The organism is Cytobacillus sp. NJ13 (assembly GCA_030348385.1).
Taxonomy (GTDB): domain Bacteria; phylum Bacillota; class Bacilli; order Bacillales; family Cytobacillaceae; genus Cytobacillus.
Map to the genome: position 1 here is coordinate 5,203,558 of JAUCFP010000006.1, position 24,263 is coordinate 5,227,820.

21 protein-coding genes are annotated in these 24,263 nt (G+C 41.2%); 18 read left to right on the forward strand and 3 right to left on the reverse strand.

Annotated elements, in window-relative coordinates; all coding sequences use genetic code 11:
* Positions 1-40: 40 nt before the first annotated feature.
* Both QUF73_25785 and QUF73_25790 read left to right on the forward strand, forming a co-directional pair.
* Entirely contained in the window at positions 41-880 is an 840-nt protein-coding gene (locus tag QUF73_25785) for an SGNH/GDSL hydrolase family protein (protein MDM5229529.1), read from the forward strand.
* Positions 870-1,451, forward strand: coding sequence for a YpmS family protein (locus tag QUF73_25790; protein MDM5229530.1), 582 nt, complete (start codon positions 870-872; stop codon positions 1,449-1,451). Before QUF73_25785 ends, QUF73_25790 begins: the two co-directional genes overlap by 11 nt.
* Positions 1,452-1,508: 57 nt before the next feature.
* On the opposite strand, the gene QUF73_25795 is transcribed toward QUF73_25790, so the two are convergent.
* A complete protein-coding gene (locus QUF73_25795) occupies positions 1,509-2,279 on the reverse strand; it encodes a DUF4397 domain-containing protein (GenBank protein MDM5229531.1) in 771 nt (256 codons plus the stop codon).
* Between the two features lie 335 nt (positions 2,280-2,614).
* On the opposite strand from QUF73_25795, the gene rsgA reads away from it, so the two are divergent.
* The 4 genes from rsgA (at position 2,615) to QUF73_25815 (ending at position 5,304) form a co-directional block, all read left to right on the forward strand.
* On the forward strand, positions 2,615-3,673 hold the full coding sequence (gene rsgA, locus QUF73_25800; protein MDM5229532.1) for a ribosome small subunit-dependent GTPase A: 1,059 nt from the start codon (positions 2,615-2,617) through the stop codon (positions 3,671-3,673).
* Between the two features lie 138 nt (positions 3,674-3,811).
* Positions 3,812-4,348, forward strand: coding sequence for a peptide-methionine (S)-S-oxide reductase MsrA (gene msrA / locus QUF73_25805; GenBank protein ID MDM5229533.1), 537 nt, complete (start codon positions 3,812-3,814; stop codon positions 4,346-4,348).
* On the forward strand, positions 4,348-4,788 hold the full coding sequence (msrB, locus tag QUF73_25810) for a peptide-methionine (R)-S-oxide reductase MsrB (GenBank protein ID MDM5229534.1): 441 nt from the start codon (positions 4,348-4,350) through the stop codon (positions 4,786-4,788). The genes msrA and msrB overlap by 1 nt, the downstream gene beginning before the upstream one ends.
* An 18-nt stretch (positions 4,789-4,806) precedes the next feature.
* Positions 4,807-5,304 (forward strand): PTS glucose transporter subunit IIA, encoded by a 498-nt coding sequence (locus tag QUF73_25815; protein MDM5229535.1) that lies wholly within the window; start codon positions 4,807-4,809, stop codon positions 5,302-5,304.
* Between the two features lie 43 nt (positions 5,305-5,347).
* Here the strand turns inward: QUF73_25815 and QUF73_25820 are convergent, their stop codons facing one another.
* Both QUF73_25820 and QUF73_25825 read right to left on the reverse strand, forming a co-directional pair.
* Positions 5,348-5,944 carry a DUF502 domain-containing protein gene (locus QUF73_25820; protein ID MDM5229536.1) on the reverse strand — a complete coding sequence of 199 codons (597 nt, stop codon included), beginning with the start codon at positions 5,942-5,944 and terminating at the stop codon, positions 5,348-5,350.
* 34 nt (positions 5,945-5,978) lie between these two features.
* A complete protein-coding gene (locus QUF73_25825; protein MDM5229537.1) occupies positions 5,979-7,070 on the reverse strand; it encodes an SGNH/GDSL hydrolase family protein in 1,092 nt (363 codons plus the stop codon).
* A 191-nt stretch (positions 7,071-7,261) separates the two neighbouring features.
* Here QUF73_25825 and QUF73_25830 point away from each other — a divergent pair, with 191 nt between their 5' ends.
* From QUF73_25830 to QUF73_25885, 12 genes are all read left to right on the forward strand, one after another.
* Complete coding sequence (locus QUF73_25830) at positions 7,262-7,432, forward strand: YjcZ family sporulation protein (protein ID MDM5229538.1); 171 nt, start codon at positions 7,262-7,264, stop codon at positions 7,430-7,432.
* A gap of 229 nt (positions 7,433-7,661) precedes the next feature.
* Positions 7,662-9,128, forward strand: coding sequence for an NAD(P)/FAD-dependent oxidoreductase (locus QUF73_25835; GenBank protein ID MDM5229539.1), 1,467 nt, complete (start codon positions 7,662-7,664; stop codon positions 9,126-9,128).
* Between the two features lie 130 nt (positions 9,129-9,258).
* Positions 9,259-10,251 carry an LD-carboxypeptidase gene (locus QUF73_25840; GenBank protein ID MDM5229540.1) on the forward strand — a complete coding sequence of 331 codons (993 nt, stop codon included), beginning with the start codon at positions 9,259-9,261 and terminating at the stop codon, positions 10,249-10,251.
* 105 nt (positions 10,252-10,356) lie between these two features.
* Entirely contained in the window at positions 10,357-14,562 is a 4,206-nt protein-coding gene (locus QUF73_25845) for a tetratricopeptide repeat protein (protein ID MDM5229541.1), read from the forward strand.
* A gap of 213 nt (positions 14,563-14,775) precedes the next feature.
* Complete coding sequence (locus tag QUF73_25850; protein ID MDM5229542.1) at positions 14,776-16,134, forward strand: aspartate aminotransferase family protein; 1,359 nt, start codon at positions 14,776-14,778, stop codon at positions 16,132-16,134.
* Between the two features lie 2 nt (positions 16,135-16,136).
* Positions 16,137-16,829, forward strand: a complete 693-nt coding sequence (locus QUF73_25855) for a CoA transferase subunit A (protein ID MDM5229543.1) — start codon at positions 16,137-16,139, stop codon at positions 16,827-16,829.
* Entirely contained in the window at positions 16,814-17,476 is a 663-nt protein-coding gene (locus QUF73_25860; GenBank protein ID MDM5229544.1) for a 3-oxoacid CoA-transferase subunit B, read from the forward strand. The genes QUF73_25855 and QUF73_25860 overlap by 16 nt, the downstream gene beginning before the upstream one ends.
* Before the next feature lie 48 nt (positions 17,477-17,524).
* On the forward strand, positions 17,525-18,790 hold the full coding sequence (locus QUF73_25865; protein MDM5229545.1) for a peptidase: 1,266 nt from the start codon (positions 17,525-17,527) through the stop codon (positions 18,788-18,790).
* Positions 18,791-18,801: 11 nt separating this feature from the next.
* Positions 18,802-20,136, forward strand: a complete 1,335-nt coding sequence (gene gabT / locus QUF73_25870) for a 4-aminobutyrate--2-oxoglutarate transaminase (protein MDM5229546.1) — start codon at positions 18,802-18,804, stop codon at positions 20,134-20,136.
* Between the two features lie 12 nt (positions 20,137-20,148).
* Complete coding sequence (locus QUF73_25875; GenBank protein ID MDM5229547.1) at positions 20,149-21,570, forward strand: aldehyde dehydrogenase family protein; 1,422 nt, start codon at positions 20,149-20,151, stop codon at positions 21,568-21,570.
* Between the two features lie 182 nt (positions 21,571-21,752).
* Positions 21,753-22,628 (forward strand): putative beta-lysine N-acetyltransferase, encoded by an 876-nt coding sequence (gene ablB / locus QUF73_25880; GenBank protein MDM5229548.1) that lies wholly within the window; start codon positions 21,753-21,755, stop codon positions 22,626-22,628.
* A 73-nt stretch (positions 22,629-22,701) separates the two neighbouring features.
* Positions 22,702-24,144 (forward strand): sigma 54-interacting transcriptional regulator, encoded by a 1,443-nt coding sequence (locus QUF73_25885; GenBank protein ID MDM5229549.1) that lies wholly within the window; start codon positions 22,702-22,704, stop codon positions 24,142-24,144.
* Positions 24,145-24,263 lie beyond the last annotated feature (119 nt).

Sequence of the window (24,263 nt, forward strand, 5' to 3'; positions counted from 1 at the left end):
ACATGTTATAATATGAAGACTTATATAGGCAGGTGATAGTATGATAAAAGAATTCACCTTCATCTTTTTGATCATGCTGCTTCTCGCCTCCTGCAGTTCATCAAATAACAGCGAAATCATTCATTCTAAAAAAGAATCTAAACTCGCACTTAAAGAGGAAATTCCCCTCGACTTTTTCCCAAGAAATCTTACAGTTGCTGCAGTAGGGGACTCTTTAACCCAGGGGGTTGGAGACAGTACTGAACGTGGAGGTTACGTGCCATATCTTGAAATGTCACTGGAAAAAGACAAAGGTGTTCAAGACGCTGTTTTTTATAATTTTGGAGTAAGAGGCAATCGTTCCGATCAATTATTGAAAAAATTAGGGACTGAAGAAGTAAAAGATGTTGTGAAGAGAGCAGACGCGATTATCATAACCATTGGCGGTAATGATGTAATGAAAGTTGTCCGTGAGAATTTTTCAAACCTAAAGCTGAGGGCTTTTACTAAAGAAAAGAAAAACTATGAGCAGAATTTGATTGAGGTTTTAGATGCGATTAAAGAGGTAAACCCTAATAGTAACATCGTTTTAATAGGATTGTATAATCCATTCTTAAAATGGTTTTCCGAAATAACGGAAATAAATGATATTCTTGAAGATTGGAATGGCACAAGCCAGGCTATATTAAAAGATTATCCGGGGACGTATTTTGTTGAAATAGATGATATATTCGAAAATACCGATGATAATCTTTTATATACAGACTATTTTCATCCAAATGACAAAGGCTATGAATTAATAGCTGGCCGAGTTCATCAAATCCTCACAGAAGAAGTTCTGAAAGAAATTCCGTATAAAAGGAAAGCAGAAGGAAATGGAGAGAAGACGATTGAAAGATAGTAAATGGAAAAAGCTGTTTTTTGCACTGCTGGTCATTAATGCAATCATTTTAATTGTGCTGTTTATTTTTATCAGCATGCCGGCAGATGATGAAGACTATTCAGCCATCACCGAGAATAGTGATAGTTATGTTCCTTTTAACATAAAAGCCAATAAAGAAGACTTGAATAGAGTCATTAACCACTATCTTGAAAAAGAAGGACTCACAGGGGCAATAGATTATAAAGTTCTCCTGAATGATGAAGTTGATTTATATGGGACAATCCCTTTCTTCAGCCAGGATCTGCAAATGAAATTATCATTTGAACCAGAAGCCTTGGAGAATGGGGATGTTGTCCTCCAGCAAAAGTCCATATCTGTAGGACAGCTGAATCTCCCCGTATCACATGTCCTAAAGCTGGTAAAAGACCGTTACAAGCTTCCAGAAGGGGTTACAATCCAGCCGCAGAAAGAACGAATTTATGTATCGCTTCAGGAAATGAAGCTGAAAAGTGATGTAAAAGTAAAAGTGGATGAATTTAATTTAAAGCAGGATGATATTCGTTTTACTCTTCTTGTGCCGGTTAAATAAGAAAAAGGAATCCTTTCGCAAAGGATTCCTTTTTCTGTTAACGAGTATTTGAACCCATTAATCTGGAATCAGAATTGCTTCAAGCACAGGCTCATTGGCAACGGAACCTACAGCTAATAGGGTATAAGCCTGGTCTGCTTTAAATTGCATTCGGGGAATTGACAAGGCTGTATTGGGGGTTCCTGCAATCCTTGCTTCCAAGTCGACAGCCATAGGAGTTAAGGCCAGATATTTGCTGGCCTGCCTGAAAGCGATGTTGGAAAAAACGACATCCCGGTTTTTTACGGCGATATCAAACGCAGGAGCATCAGCTGAAAGATGGGCAAATCTGACTTTTGTTTCTCCAGCAGGTACTTCAGGGTGGTCTTCTAAAATAACAAGCTTTAATTTCAATGCAATTCCTGCGGCAGCAATTGTATAGGCTTTACCTGCGGCAGCAATGATTTTTCTGCTTAGAAGCGTGGACACCATGTTACCTGCTCGATATATGTCTATCTGATGCTTGCCAGCTGGCAGTGAAGCATAACCGCTTGCTTCTTTATAGTGGAAATCCTTCAAAATTCGCGTACCGTTTACATAAATATCAATCTGACCGGCATCAGGTGAACCATGAAAGATTCGTACTCTTGCCTGCTGTCCCTCTTGAACCCTTACAGAAGGCTGCTGGTTTTTTGTACGCATCATTTGAAAAGCCTGATTCAGGCAATGTAAATGTTTATGGTAATATGCAATATGCTGTGCAGGGTCAATATTTTTAAAATACTGTGCCAGAAGATCATACTTAGCTGCTCTTTGGAAGTACCATTGCCGATTTCTCTCTGAAGCCATGCTTCTCCCTCCTAAATCTGCTTCAATAACATATGCTTATGCCTGGGTGAATGCCACACTTGGAAAATGAAGTAAAGAAGGGGCTTTACTTCTGGTGCAATATTCCATATAATATAAACAAATAAACGAAAGCGGGTGATGTGCTATGAAAAGAGAACTTTATGCAAATACGTTCATTGTAAATAATTCAGGCACAGCCCAAATGGAGATCGTTTAATCGAGCGGACCAGTTAGTTTTCCACTGCTTATTGAACTTTGCATTATCAAACCATGGGCTGATTGCCTATGGTTTTTTAAATGTAAATTAAATTTCTATAAGCATGGAGGAACAAACATTGACAATCAATAAATTTGGATTTAATAACTTCTTTAAACAGGCGTTTTCAGCATATGAAGAAAAAGAGTATCAAATTGGCCGTATTGCACTAGAGCATAAAAGAATGTATCGCGTTTGGACAGATAACGGGGAAATGCTTTGTGAAGTATCAGGGAAGTTTTCTTTCGATGCATCATCAAGGGAAGATTATCCTGCTGTCGGTGACTGGGTTGTCATCAAAGAAAGGGCGGGCGAACAGCGAGGGACGATTCATGCAGTCCTTCCAAGAAAAAGCAAATTTTCACGGAAAACTGCAGGGATGAATACTGAAGAGCAAATTGTAGCAGCTAATGTAGACACTATTTTCCTGGTTAATTCTCTTAACGAGGATCTTAACTTAAGGAGATTAGAACGTTATTTGCTTTTATCATGGGAAAGCGGGGCAACTCCTGTCATTGTTCTTACCAAGGCTGACCTTTGTGAAAATCTGGAGGATAAGCTTGCTGAGGTGGATAGTGTTGCCATGGGTGTTCCTGTTATCTCAATCAGTGTCATTGAAGAGAAGGGAATAGACCAGCTTAAGCCGTTTTTAGAGCCGGGAAAAACAATCGCCTTACTCGGCTCTTCAGGCGTAGGGAAATCCACTCTTACAAATCACCTTCTAGGCGCGGATAAGCAAAAAGTCCAGGATATTAGACTAAGTGATGATAAAGGAAAGCATACAACTACCCATCGGGAACTTATCCTTCTTCCTGAGGGTGCCATATTAATTGATACTCCGGGAATGAGAGAGCTTCAGCTGTGGGAAAGTGAAAGCGGGCTTTCTGAAAGCTTCACAGATATTGAGCAAGCCGCTGAAAACTGCAGATTCAGGGACTGTACACATGAAAATGAGCCAGGCTGCGATGTGCTTAGGTTAATAGAGGATGGAAGCATATCAAGGGCACGTCTTATCAGCTATAAAAAGCTCCTCAAGGAACTCGCTTATTTGGACAGAAAGCAGGATAAGAGAGCCCAATCTGAAGAGCGCAAACGCTGGAAAAAATTGAGCGCTGGAGTAAAGAATAAAAGAATGTGAAAATTCGGAAACCTCTTCAGCAAAGAGGTTTCTTTTGCATATAAAGAATCTTTTCATTAATCTTATGTATATAGCTTTAAATCATCTTTCTAAGGGAAAAAGTAAAAGATAGAAAAGTGCCGGAAAGAGGTGGAGTAAATGACAGAGAAACAATTTGAAAAGGCAACATTTGCAGGAGGCTGCTTTTGGTGTATGGTAAAGCCTTTTGATGAACAGCCTGGAATAAAAGAAGTAAAATCCGGATATACCGGAGGGAATGTGAAAAATCCAACTTATCAGGAAGTCTGTTCTGAAACCACTGGCCATTATGAAGCGGTTCAAATAACATTTGATCCTGAAGTCTTCCCTTATGAAAAGCTTCTTGAACTATATTGGCAGCAGATAGATCCTACTGATGAAGGCGGCCAGTTTTATGATCGAGGTCAATCCTATCAGACGGCAATTTTCTATCATAATGCAAAACAAAAACAGTCAGCAGAAGAATCAAAACAAAAGCTTGAAGAAACCGGTCCTTTTACAAAACCGGTTGTTACTAAGATTCTGCCTGCTTCTGACTTTTACCCTGCAGAAGACTATCACCAGCATTATTACAAAAAGAATCCGGAAAGATACAATGCCTATCAAACCGGTTCTGGAAGAAAGGCATTTATTAATAAGCATTGGGGTGAAAGATAATGACAAAAAATAAAGAAGATTTAAAGCAAAAGCTTGCTCCAATGCAATATGAAGTAACCCAGAATAATGGGACAGAACCGCCATTCCGAAATGAATATTGGAATGAGTTCAGAGACGGAATCTATGTTGATATTGTTTCTGGCAAGCCTCTTTTCAGCTCAAAAGACAAATATGATGCCGGCTGTGGCTGGCCGAGCTTCACTAAGCCTATTGAAGATGAAGAAGTTCTGGAAAAGGAAGACCGCAGTCACTTTATGGTCAGGACTGAAGTGAGAAGCAAAACGGCTGATTCCCATCTGGGACATGTTTTTGATGATGGACCGGGACCTGCTGGCCTCCGTTATTGCATTAATTCTGCTGCGCTTCGGTTTATACCCAAGGAAAAGATGGAGGAAGAAGGCTATAAAGAATTTCTGCCATTATTTAATGGTGCAAACTAAGAAATGGAAGGTGTTTTTATGTTTAAAAAATTATTCGGCAAAAAGGAAACGGTCAAAGCAATTGAGGTTAAGGCTGCTTTGACAGGTACAGCAGTTAAACTGGAAGAAGTGCCCGATCCAGTTTTTGCAGAAAGAATGATGGGAGACGGTATTGCAATCCAACCTTCTGAAGGGGTAGTCGTTTCCCCGGTAAATGGAGAGGTTGTACAAGTGTTCCCAACTAAGCATGCAGTTGGCATTCGGGCTGAAAATGGTGCCGAGATTTTAATTCATATTGGCCTTGAAACGGTTTCAATGAAAGGTGAAGGATTTGAGACCCATGTTTCCGAAGGTACAAAGGTCAGTGAAGGCGATAAGCTTGTCACGTTTGATTTAGCTCTAGTTAAAGAAAAAGCAAAGAGTACAGTCACACCGATTATAGTCACCAATGGCGACCAGGTTGCATCTCTTGAGATGAATGCTGGGGGAGCTGTAACGAGAGGTACATCTACAGTTATGACAGTTACTGTAAAATAATTAGAAAAAGCCGCCAATGATTGGGCGGCTTTTTCATGATTTTTTATAAACTTCGTTCCTTGTCTGGTCCCTTCGAGGTCATTCCCCCAGATAGAATAAATTTCATTGCATTTTCAGGCTTAACATCTATGATCTCAATTTGCTCTTTAGGTATTAGAAACGTGAAGCCTGCAACCTGAAAGGTTTGGGGTACATAGACAGCTGCATATTCCCTCAGCGGGTCATAAAAATCTTCCAGTCCTTCCGAAGTAATAAACCCAAGGCTCTTCATTTCAGTTCCTGGGATTGTAATCAATGCTACTTTTGAGAATGATTTTTTTTCACCAAGGAAGGAATGAACAATATCTTTAATGACAGTGTAAATCGTTTTAACCAGAGGAATTCTCTCCAGCAGGCGATCTGCAAGCTTAATAATGGATCCGGTAATGAATTTTGTTGAAAGCCATCCTAATAAGGTAATCAGGATAAGTGTAGCGAGCAATCCTATTCCAGGGATATAATCATCTTTTAAATAAGGCTTTAAGAGTTTCCCTGTAATGCCATCAAGAAACAAAAAGGTTTTGACCACAACAAATATTGCTAAAATAATGGGTACAATCGTTAGAATCCCATTAATAAAATTCTTGAATAAACTCTTCATGAATTGCTCTCCTCTTTCAAACGAAAAAACTTTGCTATTCTGATTTTGCAAGAATGGAAGAAATTTGAATGACAGCATTGTGAGTGCTGTTGTTTACTGATTTTTCATCCGACACAATAAATTTTACATGGTGCGGTCCGTTATCTAGGCCGCTAACGATATACTGGTATCTCTCTTTAGTCAGTGGCCACCAAGCGGATAAAGATGTAATATAAGCATCATCTATAAAAACATCCATCTTCCCGCCTTTTTCGCTTCGAATCATATGGACCCCAAGGAAAGGGCCGCTAAATTGATATTCAAGAATGTCACCCGCCTGACTGCTCTCCCAAATGCCGTCTTTGTGAATAAATGAGCCCGATATATCGGAAACATGAGGGATGGATGCTATTTCGATATCCTCATTTTCATGTATGGGGGCAGAAAGCTCAGCAATCTCTGCATGACTGCCGGCTAATTCTCTTATTTTCTTGATTAGTGTATCTGCATATATTTTATAGCCTTCATCATTTGGATGAACCATATCCTTTGTCAGTTCCTCTGCAGGCAATCCGGATTGTCCGAATGGCTTTCTCATATCCACATTTTTTGCACCATAGTGATTAGAGATTGCATAAATTGCTTGAACAAATGCCTCATTATCAAGCGGATTTTCTGTAATGGTTATGATCTCGGTGTCAGGGTAGAGCTGTTTGGTTTTCCGGATAAGCCCTTCGTAGAAATATGAAAATTGCTTTTCATCCATATATTTGCGGTCATTCTCCCCAAACACGATAAAAGTTAAATCAATTTTCCCTAAATGTTCGGATTGCTGAAGCTTATATAAACCTTCAAAGGCAGTGGCACCGCTTTGGACTATGGAATGCCTTTTGGCTTTAATCCCAAATTCACTATGCAGATGCCGCTCAAGCCTTGTAAACCATGCAGTAGATTTAGAGGTCGCGCCTGACCCCCTGCCAATGCTATCCCCGATAATAAGGTAATTGATATTCTCTTTTGAAGATAGCTTTTGATACACGTTAGTTGGATTTGCCCCTTCAACTTTAGATAGGCTATCAAACAAATGATACAAACCATATATAAAAGTGATGATAAAAAAATATATGCCGATCTTCCTTTTCTTCATTGGTTTGAATCCCCCGCTTCTATTCCGAATCTCTTAATGTTATCGTACCCTAATAATGGCTATGGTGGAAGGTTTAAAATGGAGTTCAGCGTTTTTTTATAAAAATGGGCAAATACACATGCGGGTCAAGTTCACCCCACATACATTAATATTGAAAATGCCCAAGAAAACTTGTTGAGGAGTGATTATTAATGTATAAAGGTGCAGTTGCTGGTGCTGGCTACGACCCATGCTATCCAGGATTTGGATATCCTGTAGCGGGTGCTCAATTTGGAGGATGTGGATGTGGCGGTTTTGCTTTGATCGTCGTATTGTTCATTCTATTGATCATTATCGGAGCATGCTGCTGTGGAAGTTGGTAATATAAAATGAATCTTGTGGAGGCTGCTCTTAGGAGCAGCCTTCTGTTTGTTGAGGATCCAGCAGATGCTCTGGTATTAACGGAATTTTACATAAATTATCGTAAATACGAACAATATATACTAATTTAATTAAATAGTTCGTAAAATAGATTGATCATTTATTCAGTGTTTGATATAGTTACCTAGGGTTGTTGAAATTAACGAATAATGCGTCTGGGGGAATAGGACGATGAACGCGAATTATGATGTTATTGTTGTCGGTGCTGGACCGGCTGGAATATTTACTTGTTATGAACTAACACTAAAAATGCCTGAAGCAAATATTTTATTAATTGATAAAGGTCATGACATTTATCGGAGGAATTGTCCGATTTTACAGAAAAAAATTGAGAAATGCCCTCCGGCCGCGGGAAGAAAAGAATATGCAGGCTGTTTGCCGGCATGTTCAATTACCAATGGTTTTGGCGGAGCAGGTGCTTATTCAGATGGAAAATTCAATATTACAAGTGAATTCGGCGGCTGGATGACAGATTATCTCCCTGATTCCCAGGTTGTTGAATTGATAAAATATGTAGATGAAATTAATTTGAAACACGGTGCAACTGAAAGCATCACAGATCCAATGACTGATGAAGTGAGAGATATTGAGCGCCGTGGTTATGCAGCGGGACTAAAACTTCTTCGTGCACAGGTTAGGCATTTAGGTACGGAGCAGAACCTTGAAATACTAAAAAGCATTTATGAATATTTGCGTGGGAAAATTGATATGTCCTATAAGACAGAGGTTGATGATCTCATAACCGATAAAACGCCTGATGGGCATATCATTAAGGGAGTTAAGCTTAAGTCCGGAAATGAGGTTCATGCTGATAAGGTGGTTGTAGCGCCCGGAAGAGATGGATCTGTTTGGCTGGCAAATCTCCTGAAGTCCCGCCGCTTAAAGATGATCAATAATCAGGTCGATATTGGCGTCCGGGTTGAAACTTCCAATATTGTCATGGAAGAGATCAATAAACATCTTTACGAAGGAAAGTTCACATTTAATACATCTGTCGGTACAAGAGTACGGACATTTTGCAGCAATCCTTCTGGCCACGTCGTAGTGGAAAACCACTCCGGAATCATGCTGGCGAATGGCCATGCTTATAAAGACCCTAAACTGGGAAGCCCGAATACAAACTTTGCGCTCCTTGTATCCCATACATTCTCAGAGCCGTTTGATAAGCCAAATGAATATGCACACGAAATTTCAAGGCTTGCCAACAGCCTTTCAAACGGCGGAATCATTGTTCAAAAGTATGGAGATATATTAAAAGGAAGAAGATCAACTGAGAAGAGGATTAAAGAAGGTTTCCTGGAGCCAACCTTAAAAGAGGCGGTACCCGGCGACTTAGGCCTTGTGCTTCCATATAATACAATGAAAAGCCTGATTGAAATGACTGAGGCTTTAAACCATGTATCTCCTGGCCTTGCATCAGAACATACACTTTTCTATGGCGTGGAGGCAAAATTCTACTCTGCGCGCCCAAGACTGAATGACTGTTTCGAAACGGAAATCAGCGGTCTTTATGTCGGCGGGGACGGTGCGGGCATCACCAGAGGGCTCGCACAAGCGGGAGCTTGCGGAGTTTGGATTGCAAGGGATATCGTAGAAAAGAAAAGCAATGCACCAAGAAGGGAACCTGCAATAGTATAAAAACAAGGAGGCCAAGCTGAAAAGCTGGCCTTTTTTCAATATGTAAAAACAGTCATTTCTTAACGAGACTGTATCTGATAAAATGTAAAACAATAAACTAGACTAAAAAGCGGCAAAGGAGAGGACAAAAATGCTTGCAGAGCGTTTAAAGCCAGGGGATGAGATCCGGGTCATTGCACCGTCAAGAAGCATGGCCATCATAAAAGGCGAACAATTGCGAATTGCCCAGGAACGGCTGAATCAGCTTGGATTCACAGTAACATACGGCAAAAATGCAGAACAGCATGATGAGTTTTTCAGTAGTTCGATTGAAGAGAGAATTGAAGATTTGCATGATGCTTTTCTTGATCCTGATGTAAAGGGAATCCTGACAGTGATTGGCGGCTATAACGCCAACCAGCTTTTGAATTACATAGACTTCGAGATAATAAAAAACAATCCGAAAATATTTTGCGGATTTAGTGATATCACAGCACTGCAGGGGGCCATTTATAAAAAAACAGGATTGATCACCTATTCAGGCCCGCATTTCTCAAGCTTTGGTGTGAAACATGGGTTTGAGTACACTCTTGATTCTTTTATTAATGCAGTAACCAATGACGCTCCCTATGAAATTCTCGCATCGTCACATTGGAGTGATGATCCATGGTATCTTGATCAGGAAGACAGGCATTTCATCAAACATAATGGGTATACGGTATTTCAGGAAGGGGATGCAGAAGGCAGATTAATAGGAGGAAATTTATGTACCCTTAATTTGCTGCAGGGGACAGAATTCATGCCATCATTAAAAGATTCAATCTTATTTATTGAAGATGATGAGGAATCACATGCTCTTACCTTTGATCGGGATCTTCAATCACTGCTGCACCTGCCTGATGCTCAAGGCATCAAAGGAATCCTGATTGGCAGATTTCAGAAGAATTCCCAGGTTACCGAAGAGGCACTGAGAAAGATTATTGATTCAAAAAAAGAGCTTCACGGCATTCCTGTGATAGCTGATGTGAATTTTGGCCATGTACAGCCTTATGCCACTATTCCGATTGGAGGAAAGGCAGCAATAAAAGCACAAGCTTCTGAAAGTGAAATTTGGATTGAACAGAAATCATTCATCCCCGGATAATATGCCGGGGTATTTTTATGTGAAGCATAAAATACAACCATTTCCTGTAGTCAATCTCTGTAAATGTTTGTATTATATTTCTAACATACCCAAATGAGGTGCAGAATGGAAATTTTGAAAAATCTAAGTGGCCTGGCAGAAGACAGGCAGTTTTTAAAGGCGCTGAATGTTCTCGCTAATGAGTTGGAAGATATGAAAAAATCAAAGTTCTCAATTATTAAGAATCAATTAGCAAAAATAACTTCTGTTGAAGATTTTAAGCTGCTCATACGATTATTTGACCGTGGATTGATGTACCAATATAGCGGGTTTCTTGCCCGTTATGCACACAGGCGTTTTAAAACACTTCAAACCGCCATTTGGTATTGCGATGAGTTAATTGACAGCGGCAGGTCACTGGAAGCAAATAATATTATAACGGAATATTTGAAAAAGATGCCGCATGAAGCAGAAAATGAGCTGAGGATAAGTGCGATATTTACAGAAGTACATAGCCTTCTTGAGTTAAAAAGAACAAAAGAAGCAGTGAAAAGGCTCGTTGAAATGGAGGCGGTCAGCGACAAGCCAATATGGGATAAACTTGGATTTTATTATCTGCAGACAGGTGAACGTGCAAAGGCAGAATCTTATTTAACGGCTGGCCTGAGAGATGAAGAACGGGGACATGTTTGTTATCTTTTGTTATCAGATTTATACGCATCAAATGGAGGAAGGGAAAAAGCTCTTCAAACGATTAAAGAGGGAATGGAAGTCCACCCCCAGGCGCCTGCAATAAAATTGGAGCTTATTCGCAGATACAGGGATTTCGGCTTGCATGAGGACATGCTATCAGAAATGAGTGAGCTTGATCGGCTTGTTCCTTTTCACAGTTATAAGCGCTATTTTGAACATCTTATAGCTTTTTCCTATTATCAAAAAAACGAACTTGAAAAATTACAACACTTTATCTCTCAGAAGAAAATGAAGGACAGCCCTTTCTCAGGAGAAAAGGGGTTTTCTGAAACAGGTGATGCAGTAAAGCTCTCAATCAATCCAGTTGTACAGAAAAGCAATTACTGTGTGCCTGCCAGCTTTGAAATGCTCTTTTCTTATTTTGGTAAAAAGGAAACTCAGGATGAAATTGCAGAACATATTTTTGATGTGACTGGTTCAAAGCTGTCTGCATCTGCAGAATACCTTGAAAAAGAAGGTTTCGCATGCCGTTTCTTTACAGGTGATAAGGAGCGTTATAAGGCATTATTGCAGCAGGGGATACCCGTCATCCTTAGTGTGGATTTTGAGGCATCTTCACATGTCCAGGTTATGATTGGGATTGATGAACGATTTGGCTTTTATTTGGTCCAAGATCCAAACTTTCTTGATACAATGTATGTTCCTTATGCAGAGTTCCAAAAGCTTGCTGATAATACAAATTTTTTGTCGATTGCGGCAGTGCCAATAGAGAGAGAGGCGGAGCTTGAATTCCTGCCTATGGAAGAGCACCTGTATTATAAGAAACTTCACTCCCTTTCGGAAATGGTTGAAGAAGACATAATGAAAAATGAACCGGTTATGGCAGACTTTTTATCATCTTCAATGAATGAACCTTATACGCTCATATATACATTAAAATTTTTTTCCGGGGATAAACACAAAGAATTCATTATTCAATGTTCCGAAAAGCTGCTTGCCATTTATCCTGAGTCTGACTTTTTTAAGCTGCATGCAGCTCAGGCATATATACGTTTAAACGAAATCGATCGAGCGGAAAAGATTTTAACACTTGTCAACAGAAAAACCTTCAGCCCATTGTACCAATATTTGAATGGAAGGATTCAGATGTATAAGGACCAATACCATTCTGCGATCGGTTTTTTCAGAAAATCCCTTCAGCTTGACCCGGATCAATACTATATTTGGAGTTATATAGCGCTGTGCTTCCTCTATAATTCTGAGACGGAAAATGCGAAAGAAATGTCAGACATTGCCCTAAATATAAATGAGCAAGACCGCTTTATTAGAGTAAATCATGCCATAATTCTTACGGACCAGGATAAGTACAATGAAGCACGCTCGATATTCAGCCAGCTGCTTCGTGAAGATCATGGTGATTCGCATGTATGGTATGAGAGAGCAAAGCTTGACCAGGCAGAAGGAAAAATCCGCAAAGCAGAAAGAGGCTACATGATTTCAGCCAGCCTTGATCCGGAAATTTCTTATCCCTATCTGTCTCTTGCCGACTGCTATGAATATTTATTTGAAGACAAAATGCGTGCTGAAGAGATTTTACTGAAAGGAGTGGGGTTATCAGGAAGTCCGCAGATTTTAATTCGCTTGGGTGATCTTTACAAAGATCATGAGGAATATGAAAAAGCAGAGAGTATTTACTTCTCCTGTATTGAAGAAAATCCAGATGAGGTTTTTGCCTATCTAGGTTATGCATTGGCTATCTCTGAAACGAAGAGGCCTGATGAAGCAGCTGAATTTATAAGACAACATGAAGAACGTTTCTGTGAGGATAGCGAATTTTTAATAAATGGCGGCAAACTGGTCGCAGACTTCGCACAAGGCCTGAAGGATTCCCGCCTGCTGGAGGCAGGAATGTCTTTAATTGAAAGAGGTTTTAACTACGTTGATCAAAATATGGATGAAGCCCTGGAGCTTTATGTAAACATAGCAGAAGAGTCCTCTTTCGTGAATCGTGCAATCGCTTTTCTGGAAGCAAAGGCTGGTGAAGGCTCCCAAACTGACTATCTATGCTATGCGGGCACTTTATATGAAAGTGCTGAGCGATATGCTGAAGCAATTAGCCTATACAAAAGAGCCATCGGGAGAAATGAAACAGCTTTTCCATACTACAGGCTGGGGGAAACGTATTTTAGACTTGAAAAGTTTGAACTGGCGGTTAAAGCATTAAGAAAATGTCTTGATCTTAATCCTGAAACAGAGGGGGCATATAGCCGCATCGCACAAATCTATGGGATTTTGGGAAATGAACTGAAGGAAACAGAGTATATGCTCAAGCTGATTGATAAGGCTCCGTTAAGAGTTAATATTGAATATTTATCAAGCTTGCTATCCATGGAAGAGCTTCGGGGATTTATTGAAAGATTAATTCGTATGCAGGGAGAAGTTCTGGAAACATGGAGATTGGATAGCCTTGCTTATGCTTATGGAGCTGCAGGAGACAGAGTCAAGGAAGAGGAATGTCTATTGCAGGCTCTGAATCTGGATTCTCAATTGGCTGAATTAAGACATCACTATTCAAAATTGCTTATAAAGAATAAGAAATATAAAGAGGCCAGGAAATCTCTGGAGGAACTTATTAAAGAATATTGGGATGACGAAGACTTATATGAAACTTTAATTGTGCTATTCATCGAAACCAATAAAATTATACACCTTCCGGCATTCCTCGGGAAAATTAGAACTGAAAAAACGGAAAAGAGCCAGGTATTCTTAAAGGCAGCTGATGCATTGGCCCTGCATGCAAGCGGTGTGGATTGGGAAGCTGAACAAAAATCCTCCTTCATTGGAAGGTTTGTTCAAAAGATGAGAGAAAAGACAAAGCAAATCACTTTGTTTGGAGTAATTATCGACTTATATGAATCCTCAATCAGACATAATCCGCTTAATAAAAATGCACCAATCGGTCTTGCCGGATTCTATGAATCTGTAAATCTTGAGGAGGATGCCAAAAAGGTTCTGAAGTCTTCTCTTGAAAAAGATTGGGATTTTATTACAGCCTACCAGCTTGCACAGATGCATTTAGCGGGCGGGAATGATCCCATTGAGGAAGCGGCAGAGATGAATACAGCAATAAAACTGCTGGATGCCTGCTTAAAAGAAAAGCCGGACGATACACATCTCATGCTCTTAAAGGCAGTTGCATTTACACACAGGATGCGATTCACCCAGGCAGAAACAATCTTTAGAAAGGTGTTAATAGAAAATCCGTATGAAAAAGAGGCCCATTTTAGATACGGACAATTATTAAATAAAAGAAAACGGTATGAAGAAGCGATAGCGATTATGAAAGAAGGGTTAGAGGTTCATAACGAGGATACTTCCTTATATATTGAACTGGCTATTTCTTTTCATAAAATTAAGGATGTTGAAAAATCACTAAAACTAATGGAGGAAGCGCTTGAAATTGATCCTGACCTTTTGATAGCGAGATATAATAAAGCTTGCTATCTTTCAATCTTAAATAGATTGAAAGAAGCTGCAGAAGAACTTGAGTATGTCTTTCATCATGATGAAGAAGGATATTTTCAAGAACTTGCAGAGGAAGATATTGATCTAATGAACCTGAAAAAAAGCATTATTTAACCAATCAAACAGCCGTTATTAAACCGGCTGTTTTTTTAATTCCTGCAAATGGTTCATTTTAAGGATATGAATATTCTTTAAGAAAGATTTTGGAAGTCATTTCATATATTTTAATATATTGGCCCGGAAGATAGCGTCACACTTTATATTTCTGCTTCAACTTTAGAGACCAAGACGCTTTTTTGCACGAATAACAATGGAGGGGTTTCTGAAATGGATCAATCAAACCTAATAAAGCCAATGCTTCATGCACATTATCCAGTTATTGATTACGGCAGAGGCGTCTATTTATATGATACTGACGGAAAGGAATATTTGGATGCATCGTCTGGTGCGATAACGGCCAATATTGGCCATGGTATTGAGGAAATCATTGAGGCAATGCATGAACAGGCTAAGAAAGTGTCTTTTGTGTATCGTTCGCAATTTACCAGCGGGGCAGCTGAAAAGCTTGCCCATAAAATAGCAGAGGCAGCGATTGGCGACTTGAATTGGAGCTTTTTTGTAAACAGCGGGTCTGAGGCCACTGAAACAGCTATGAAAATAGCGATTCAATACTGGCAGGAAAAAGGCATTCAGACAAAAACAAAGGTGCTTTCAAGGTGGATGAGCTATCATGGCATAACCCTGGGTGCTTTATCGATGTCAGGTCATACGGGCAGAAGGGCGCGCTTCATACCGCTGCTTGAAGATTTTCCTGTCGTTCATCCGCCATATTGCTATAGGTGCCCCTATAATCTGGAAGCGCCTGAATGCGGTTATCTGTGTGCCCATGAACTTGAAACTGTCATTAAACGGATAGGACAAGAGAATATAGCTGCATTTATCGCAGAGCCAGTCATTGGGGCTGCAGGGGGTGCTATTACCCCTCCAAAGGATTACTACCGGATAATAAAAGAAATTTGTGGCCGGTATGACATTTTGTTTATTGCTGATGAGGTTATGACTGGTTTTGGCAGAACGGGTACAATGCTTGCCTGCGAGCAATGGAATGTGAAACCTGATATTGTCGCACTTGGTAAAGGAATGGGGGCCGGGTATGCACCGATTGCGGCTGCCCTTGTTAGCGATGAAGTTATGAAGCCTATATTGGCAGGGTCAAAGAGCATTATGAGTGGCCATACCTTGAGTGCCAATCCTCAGTCCTGCGCAGTTTCTCTCGCAGTGCTTGAGTATATTGAGAAAAATAACATCATTCCTGAAGTGGATAGCAAAGGTGTGTATTTGAGAAATAAGTTGACAAAACTGCAATCCAAATTTCCTTTTATTGGTGATGTAAGAGGAAAAGGACTAATGATCGGACTTGAATTTGTAAAAGATCATCTGTCCAGAGAGCCGTTTTCAAGAAAGTTCAGCCTGACACAGAGATTAATACAGGAAGCTCAGGAACAGGGACTGCTTATTTACCCTGCGGGTGCAGGCAAAACGGGCACAGAAGGAGATGCTGTATTGATTGCACCGCCGCTTACCATTACCAAAAGGGAAATTGATGATTTGGTGAAACGGTTAGATAGAACTTTACAGATTTTCACAAAAAAACACTTGATCTTTGCTGAGGAAGAGGCTGAATAAATATGGAAAACACTTTTAACAAAATCATTGAACTTGATGATGCAATGAAGCATTTTCGGGATGGCATAATCATTATGTTTGGCGGATTCGGCGGAATTGGCACCCCTCCTGCCCTTATTGATGGCATTTTGGAGAATGGATTCAAAGACTTAACGCTTATTGGCAATGATTCAGGTTTTCCCCATATTGGCATAGGGAAAGTGGTCAGCCAGGGAAGGGCAAAAAAAATGATTGCTTCCCATATCGGCTCAAATCCCATAGCCGGCCAATTAATGACAGATGGGAAAATGGAAGTGGAATTTTCACCACAGGGGATATTGGCAGAAAGAATCCGTGCAGGGGGGGTCGGCATCCCTGCCATTCTTTCCGATATTGGCCTTGATAATGACATTGTAACCAGCAATAAACAAACATGTAATTTGAGTGGGAAAAAATATCTCGTCGAATCGGCTCTAACGGCTGAAATATCCATTGTCTTTGCAAAAAAAGCGGATCCCTACGGAAACTTGATTTATGACAAAAGTGCGAGAAACACAAACCCGCTTGTTGCTATGGCAGGAGATATGACCATTGCAGAAGTGGAGGAAATCGTCCCTCTTGGCAGCCTCGATCCTGATGAAATTATAACACCAGGGGTTTTTGTGGATTATATTGTCCCTTCGAAAGGAGTGAATTGGAAATGGGCATGGGAGTAGAAATCAGAGATCGCATTGCAAAACGTGCTGCTGAAGAAATAAAGAACGGGATGATTGTAAATCTCGGCATTGGAATCCCTTCGCTTGTTCCCAATCATTTGCCAGCTGGGACAAAAGTGATGTTTCATGCTGAAAATGGCATTACAGGTATCGGGCCAAGTCCGGAGAAAGGGGAGGAAGATGAAAATCTCTGTAATGCTGGCGGTTTTCCCGTTTCCGTTGTAAAAGGTGCTTCTTATTGTGACAGTACTATTGCCTTTGGGATGATACGCAGAGGAAGAGTTGATATGACCATCCTTGGCTCCCTGCAGGTGAGTGAAAAGGGAGATCTGGCCAATTGGATTGTACCCGGTAAAAAAGTGCCTGGCATGGGCGGGGCAATGGAACTTGCCCAAAAAGCCAAAAAAGTAATTGTCCTTATGAACCAGACAGACAAGTATGGAAATTCAAAAATTGTGAACGAGTGCAGTCTGCCTCTTACATCTGCCCGCTGTGTAGACATGATTATTACGGAGATGGCTGTCTTTCAAATAACAAATCATGGTCTGACACTGACTGAATTGTTTGCGCCGCACTCAATTAATGCAGTAAAGGCGAAAACCGGCTGCAGTTTTACAATTGCTGAGAATGTGAGAATGATTAATTGATAGATAGTATCCTATGTTTGGCTGTGGTCTCAAAAAAGGAGTGAGAATATGAATGCTCATGCAAAGATTAAACAGTGGCTGGAAGAAAATAGGCAAAGGGGAACAAGACTTCTTCAGCAGCTTGTCCAGGAAGGAAGCATCCGTGGGAAAGAAAGCAGTGCACAGGCTGTCATCATTGAAAAATGCCGCAAACTTGGACTAACCCTTGATATTTGGGAGATTGGCAAGGAGCAATTGATCAAACATCCTGCCTTTTGTTCTGATAGAAAGGATTTTTCCGGTAATCCCAATGTGGTGGCTACTTTGAAAGGAACAGGCGGGGGCAGGTCCCTTATCCTGAATGGCCATATTGATGTTGTTCCAGAGGGAGACCGAAACGATTGGGATCATGATCCATTTAGCGGCAGAATCGAAGATGGAAAACTATATGGCCGGGGTTCGACGGACATGAAAGGGGGAACAGTCTCGATCCTGCTTGCAATGGAAGCCATTATAACGCTTGGAATCAAGCTTAAAGGAGATGTGATATTCCAAAGTGTCATAGAAGAGGAAAGTGGAGGGGCGGGTACTTTGGCTGCTGTCCTCCGGGGATATACAGCAGACGGGGCAATCATTCCAGAACCGACAAATATGAAGCTTTTCCCAAAACAGCAGGGTTCAATGTGGTTCCGGATAACAGTCAAAGGGCGTTCCGCTCATGGAGGAACCCGATATGAAGGCATCAATGCAATTGAAAAAGCCATGATAGTGATGACAAAGCTTCAGGAACTGGAGAAATTAAGAAACCTTAAAATTGAGGATCCGCTATATTCCAAGATTCCTATCCCGATCCCTATTAATATCGGAAAAATAAATAGCGGAGAATGGCCTTCTTCAGTGCCGGATATTGCCGTCATAGAGGGAAGGATGGGGGTGGCGCCAGATGAGGAAATGAAATCTGCCGAAAAAGAGCTGGAGCAGTGTCTGAAGGAAGCAGCACAAATTGATGCATGGCTTAAAAAGAATCCTCCCCAAGTTGAATGGTTCGGCGGACGCTGGCTGCCCGGTAATTTGGAACAGGATCACCCTCTAATGACCGTACTATCGGAGTCTTTTGAAGAAGTAAAAGGCATGCAGCCGGCAGTTGAAGCATCACCCTGGGGCACGGATGGAGGAATATTATCAAAAGTGGGGAATACACCTGTAGTTGTCTTCGGGCCCGGTGTAACTGAAGCAGCCCATGATGTTAACGAATATATTTCCTTGCCGGAAGTTTTTGAAGCTGCTGAAATCATTGCTCTGGCCATACTGGAATGGTGCGGCACTAATCAGTGAGAGGGGAAATGATGTTGGGATCAATTAAAATAAGAACGGAGATACCGGGACCGAGAGCGAAGGAATTGTTGTCTAAAAAAGAACAGAATGTGCCAAAGGGACCATTTAACACGATGCAGACATTTGCGGATAAGGGGGTTGGAGCACTTCTGACAGATATAGACGGAAATACTTTTCTTGATTTTGCCGGGGCAATCGGCACACTAAATGTTGGCCACTGCCCGCCAAGGGTAGTGGCAGCCCTGCATGCCCAAATTGACCAATATCTTCATCCATGCTTCCATGTCATGATGTATGAGCCTTATATTAAGCTAGCAGAAAAACTCAACAGCATTACACCCGGAAATCACAGCAAAAAAACATTCTTTTTAAGCACCGGCGCAGAGGCAGTGGAAAATGCCGTAAAGATAGCAAGGAAATATACAGGCCGTAAAGGGATCATATCATTTGAGCGGGGTTTTCATGGCCGTACCTATATGTCCATGAGTTTAACGAGCAAGGTTAAACCATATAAATATGAATTCGGGCCATTTGCGCCTGAAACATATAAATGGCCTTACCCTTATTATTACCGCAGCGAGGGTCTGAAGGATAAAGAACATGATCTTGCCTTACTTAAGAGATTCGAAACTTTTTTTCTCAGCGAGGTGCCTCCTGAAGAAATTGCTGCTGTCATTATGGAGCCTGTACAGGGTGAGGGCGGTTTCGTTATGCCGTCTTCCCGTTTTGTAAAAGGTGTAAAACAGCTTTGTGAAAAACATGGAATCCTTTTTATCGCTGATGAAGTCCAGACGGGATTTGGCAGGACTGGCAAAATGTTTGCTATGGAGCATTATGATGTTGTGCCGGATTTAATTACGATGTCAAAATCAATCGCTGCCGGATTGCCGATCAGTGCTGTAACTGGAAGGGCTGACATAATGGATTCACCGAATATCGGTGAAATTGGCGGAACTTATGGAGGCAGTCCGCTCGGGTGTGCAGCCGCATTAGAAGTGATTCGAACAATTGAGGAAGAAGGATTATTAGGAAGGGCAAATGAAATCGGAAGCCTTTTTACTGAAAAATTTTCAGATCTTCCTTTAAAATATAAGCAAGTGGGTGAAGTTCGTTCTTTAGGGGCAATGTGTGCCATTGAATTTGTTAAAGATCAGGATACAAAGGAACCGAATAAGGAAATCGTTCAGGAGATCCTGTCAAAAGCGCACAAGCGCGGCCTCATTATTATGAGCGCAGGCCTTTATGGGAATATCATTCGCCTGCTCACCCCGCTAATTACAACCGATGAACAGCTCAATGAAGGATTAACCGTACTAGAAGAAGTAATAGGTGAATGCTGCAAATAAGGAGGAATTCCAATGAAACAACATTTATGGATCAGCGGAAAGTTCAAGGAAACAGAGAACTACAAAGCATTGAAAAGCCCCTACAGCGGGGAGGTTATTGCAGAAGTTGCCATGGCTTCTCCTTCCGATGTGAAGTCAGCAATTGATGCAGCAGATCATGCCAGAAAAATAATGGCTGAAATGCCTGCTCATAAAAGGGCAGAAATACTGGAAAATGCAGTTGCCATCATGAAGGAAGAAAAAAAAGAGTGCGCAATGATCATTGCGCGTGAAGCATCTAAACCTCTAAAGGCTGCAAGAGGAGAAGTGGACCGCACCATCATGACATATACCTTCGCTGCCCAGGAAGCGCGCAAGCTTTATGGAGAGACTATCCCAATGGATGCTGCTCCTGGAGGCGAAGGCAGGGTTGCTTATACAGTAAAGGAGCCGCTTGGAATTATCGGCGCCATCACTCCATTCAATTTTCCTATGAACCTGGTTGCCCATAAAGTAGGTCCTGCAATTGCTGCCGGCAACACGGTTGTATTAAAGCCTGCATCCCAAACGCCAATGTCGGCATATAAAATAGCTGATATTTTTCACAGAGCCGGACTTCCTGATGGAGCTTTGAATGTAATAACAGGGAGCGGCGGAACGGTCGGGGATGTACTTGTTGCAGACGACCGCATATCGATGATTACTTTTACAGGGAGCCCGGCAGTAGGAAAGCAGATCCGCGAAAATGCAGGCTTAAAGAGAGTAACCCTTGAATTGGGTTCCAACTCGGCCGTTGTAGTGGATGAGAATGCAGACGTGGAGAAAATTGTCCCGCGAATTGCAGCTGGGGCATTTGCCTTCCAGGGGCAGGTATGTATTTCCGTTCAGCGCATTTATGTGCATGAATCCCTGTACCAGCCATTTGCCGAACGCTTTGTTGAGGAAACCAAAAAGCTAAAAATCGGCGATCCGCTTAATGAGGAAACAGATATTTCTGCAATGATCTCCAAGAGCGACACCGACCGCGCGCAAAGCTGGATCGAGAGTGCCGTTAAGAGTGGAGCAGAACTTGCTCTTGGCGGTAAGGCAGAAAATAATACATTGCACCCAACCGTTCTGCTGAACGTTGATAAATCAGAAAAAATTTCATGTGAGGAAGCATTTGCACCTGTTGTCCATATTAATTCATTCAGCAGCTTTGAAGAGGCGCTGGCACTTGTGAATGATTCTGATTATGGCCTGCAGGCTGGTGTTTTCACCAATGATGTGAACAAAGCCTTCAAAGCAGCAAAAGAGCTTCATGTTGGCGGTGTGATGGTTAACGATTTCCCAACCTTCCGTGTAGACCATATGCCATATGGTGGAGTGAAAATGAGCGGAATGGGACGTGAAGGCATAAAATATGCTGTTGAAGAAATGACAGAGATGAAGCTGATCAGCTTTAAAATTGACTAAGATGAAGGACAGGAATTTTATTCGGCCGGTAAATGCCTGAGTTTGGCCGGTATATTTACCGAATTGGCCGGTAAAACCGCTGATTCGGCCGGAAAAAGGCAGTATTGGCCTGAATTCCTTAATATATCTATAATGCCTGGCCGTTTGGCCGGGCAGTTTTTTAATAGAAAGGGGTCTGAGCGATGCATAATACAGCTTCTGTAAAAACAATAAAAAAAGAAAACGTTCTTGCCGAATTATACCTTGATCCATTCAATAAACGCTTAAGAGTAGATGATTATGCAGGGAAATTGGAAGATGCTGTTCATGAAGCAGAGAAAACGGCAAAAGAACACCAGTGTGAGAAATTAATTTTTAGAGGAAGAGTGGAAAATTATACGGATCTGCTTGCTAATGGTTTTCAATGCGAAGCTGTTATTGACGGGTATTTCCGGGGCTCTGATCAATACTTTTTCTGTAAATATTTCTCAGACGAAAGAAGAATCAATCCCCATTGGATTTCTGAAGACAGCATCATTACAAATGTAGTTGCCCTTTCAAGAAACCCGGATGTCATCTTGCCTCCTTCCGAATATCAGCTCCTGAAAGTAACGGAGCAAGATACTGAAAAACTTGCTGCACTTTACCGGGAAGTATTTCAAATTTATCCAACACCTCTCCATGATCCCTCATATATTAAAAAGACAATCCAGGAAGGTACCATCTATTATGCATTTCAGTATAATGATGACCTTGTCAGTGCAGCTTCAGCGGAGGTCAATCTTTTTTATAGAAACGCAGAACTGACAGATTGTGCGACACTTCCATCCCACCGTAAACATGGTTTAATGAAAATACTCCTTGAAAAATTGGAAAAAGATTTAAAATCGCAGGGTGTATTCTGTGCCTACTCCATTGCCAGAGCGCTGTCGTTTGGAATGAATGCCGTTCTGCATCAGCTGGGCTATTCCTATCGGGGCCGGCTTCTTAACAACTGTTATATTTTCGATAAACTTGAAAATATGAATGTCTGGGTAAAGAATTTGGCTGCAGCGGATTACTCGGGCCACAAAAAATAGTGCCGGTATTTCGGCACCATCCTGACAAATTTTCGGCACCCTGTCATATACATATATATGGGAGGGGATTTTGATGACTGAAACTCAAAGCATTTCAAAAGAAGTTCTGGCAGCCATATTAAAGGGCATTGATGAAGGAATTCATGTAGTAGATTTGAATGGAAATACCATTTTTTATAATGAAATTGCTGCAAGACACGATGGTCTGGAGGTTTCTGAGGTTATCGGAAAACCTGTTCTGAAAGTCTTTCCTTCATTGGATAAAGAGACAAGCACCTTATTAAAAGTAATGAAAACAAAAAAACCGATCTATAATCAGACGCAATCCTATGTGAACCTTCATGGCTCACAAATAGAAACCATTAATACAACTCTCCCTATTACTGTAGGTGGGAAAGTAGCGGGAGCTGTTGAGATTGCAAAGGACTATTCCAGGTTGAAGCTTCTTTCTGAAAGCCTTCTGGATTTGCGAAAAAAAATAAAACAGCCTGTCAAAAAAAAGACTGCTGTTGATAATGTCCAGTACACACTGGATAGCCTTCTCACTATAAATCAGGAAATGCAAAAAATTAAAAAAGAAGCGGCCAAACTGGCTAAGTCTGATTCCTCCATTCTGGTGTTTGGCGAAAGCGGGTGCGGAAAGGAGCTCTTTGTTCAGGGACTCCACCATGCTTCCTCAAGAGCTGCCGGGCCATTTATTGCCCAGAACTGTGCAGCTATACCGGAACCATTGCTTGAAAGCATTCTATTCGGGACGGCTAAAGGAAGCTACACAGGAGCTGTAGACAGGCCAGGGCTATTTGAATTAGCCGATGGGGGAACACTCTTCCTTGATGAAATACATGCCATGCCAATTGAGCTTCAGGCAAAATTGCTTAGAGTGCTGGAGGATGGGATTGTCAGAAGAGTGGGAAGCCCGAAGAGTTCCCAGGCAGATGTGAGAGTGATTGCAGCCATGAATATCCATCCAGTTGAAGCGCTGGAGAGAAACCAAATCAGAACAGACTTATTTTACCGTTTAAATGTTCTCACTTTCAGGCTCCTTCCTCTAAGGGATAGGAAAGAAGATATTGAATTTCTTGCATATCATTTTATTGGGGGATTTAATCAGGTTTTACACAAAAACCTTTCAGGAATCGCGGATGATGTGCTTGACTTTTTCAGACAATATCATTGGCCCGGAAATGTCAGGGAATTAAAGCATACAATCGAATACATGATGAATGTCTGTGAAGATGATTTCCTTAAAACTGAGGATTTGCCAGTTATAATGAGACAGCAGCTGCAAAAGGATAAACAGGATGTTTCACTAAAGGTTCAGCCATTAAAGGCGAGCATGGAAGAACAGGAAAAAGCATTAATTGAAAAAGCTCTTCTAGAGACGAATGGAAATATAAAAAGAGCCGCAAAGCTATTGGAGGTTCCGCGTCAAACGCTGCAATATAAACTGGCAAAGTATAATATTGAGATAAATACCAGGAGCTTAGTCTGCAACACTAATGAAAGTGCCGAATAATCGGCATTTTTTTGTTTCATAGACCACCAGTTTAATAAAAATATTCCCTCAGCTGCTAACAATCGCCACTCCGGCAAGGTTTTCATATGATAATAGGAAAGCTTCAAAACTGGCATGAT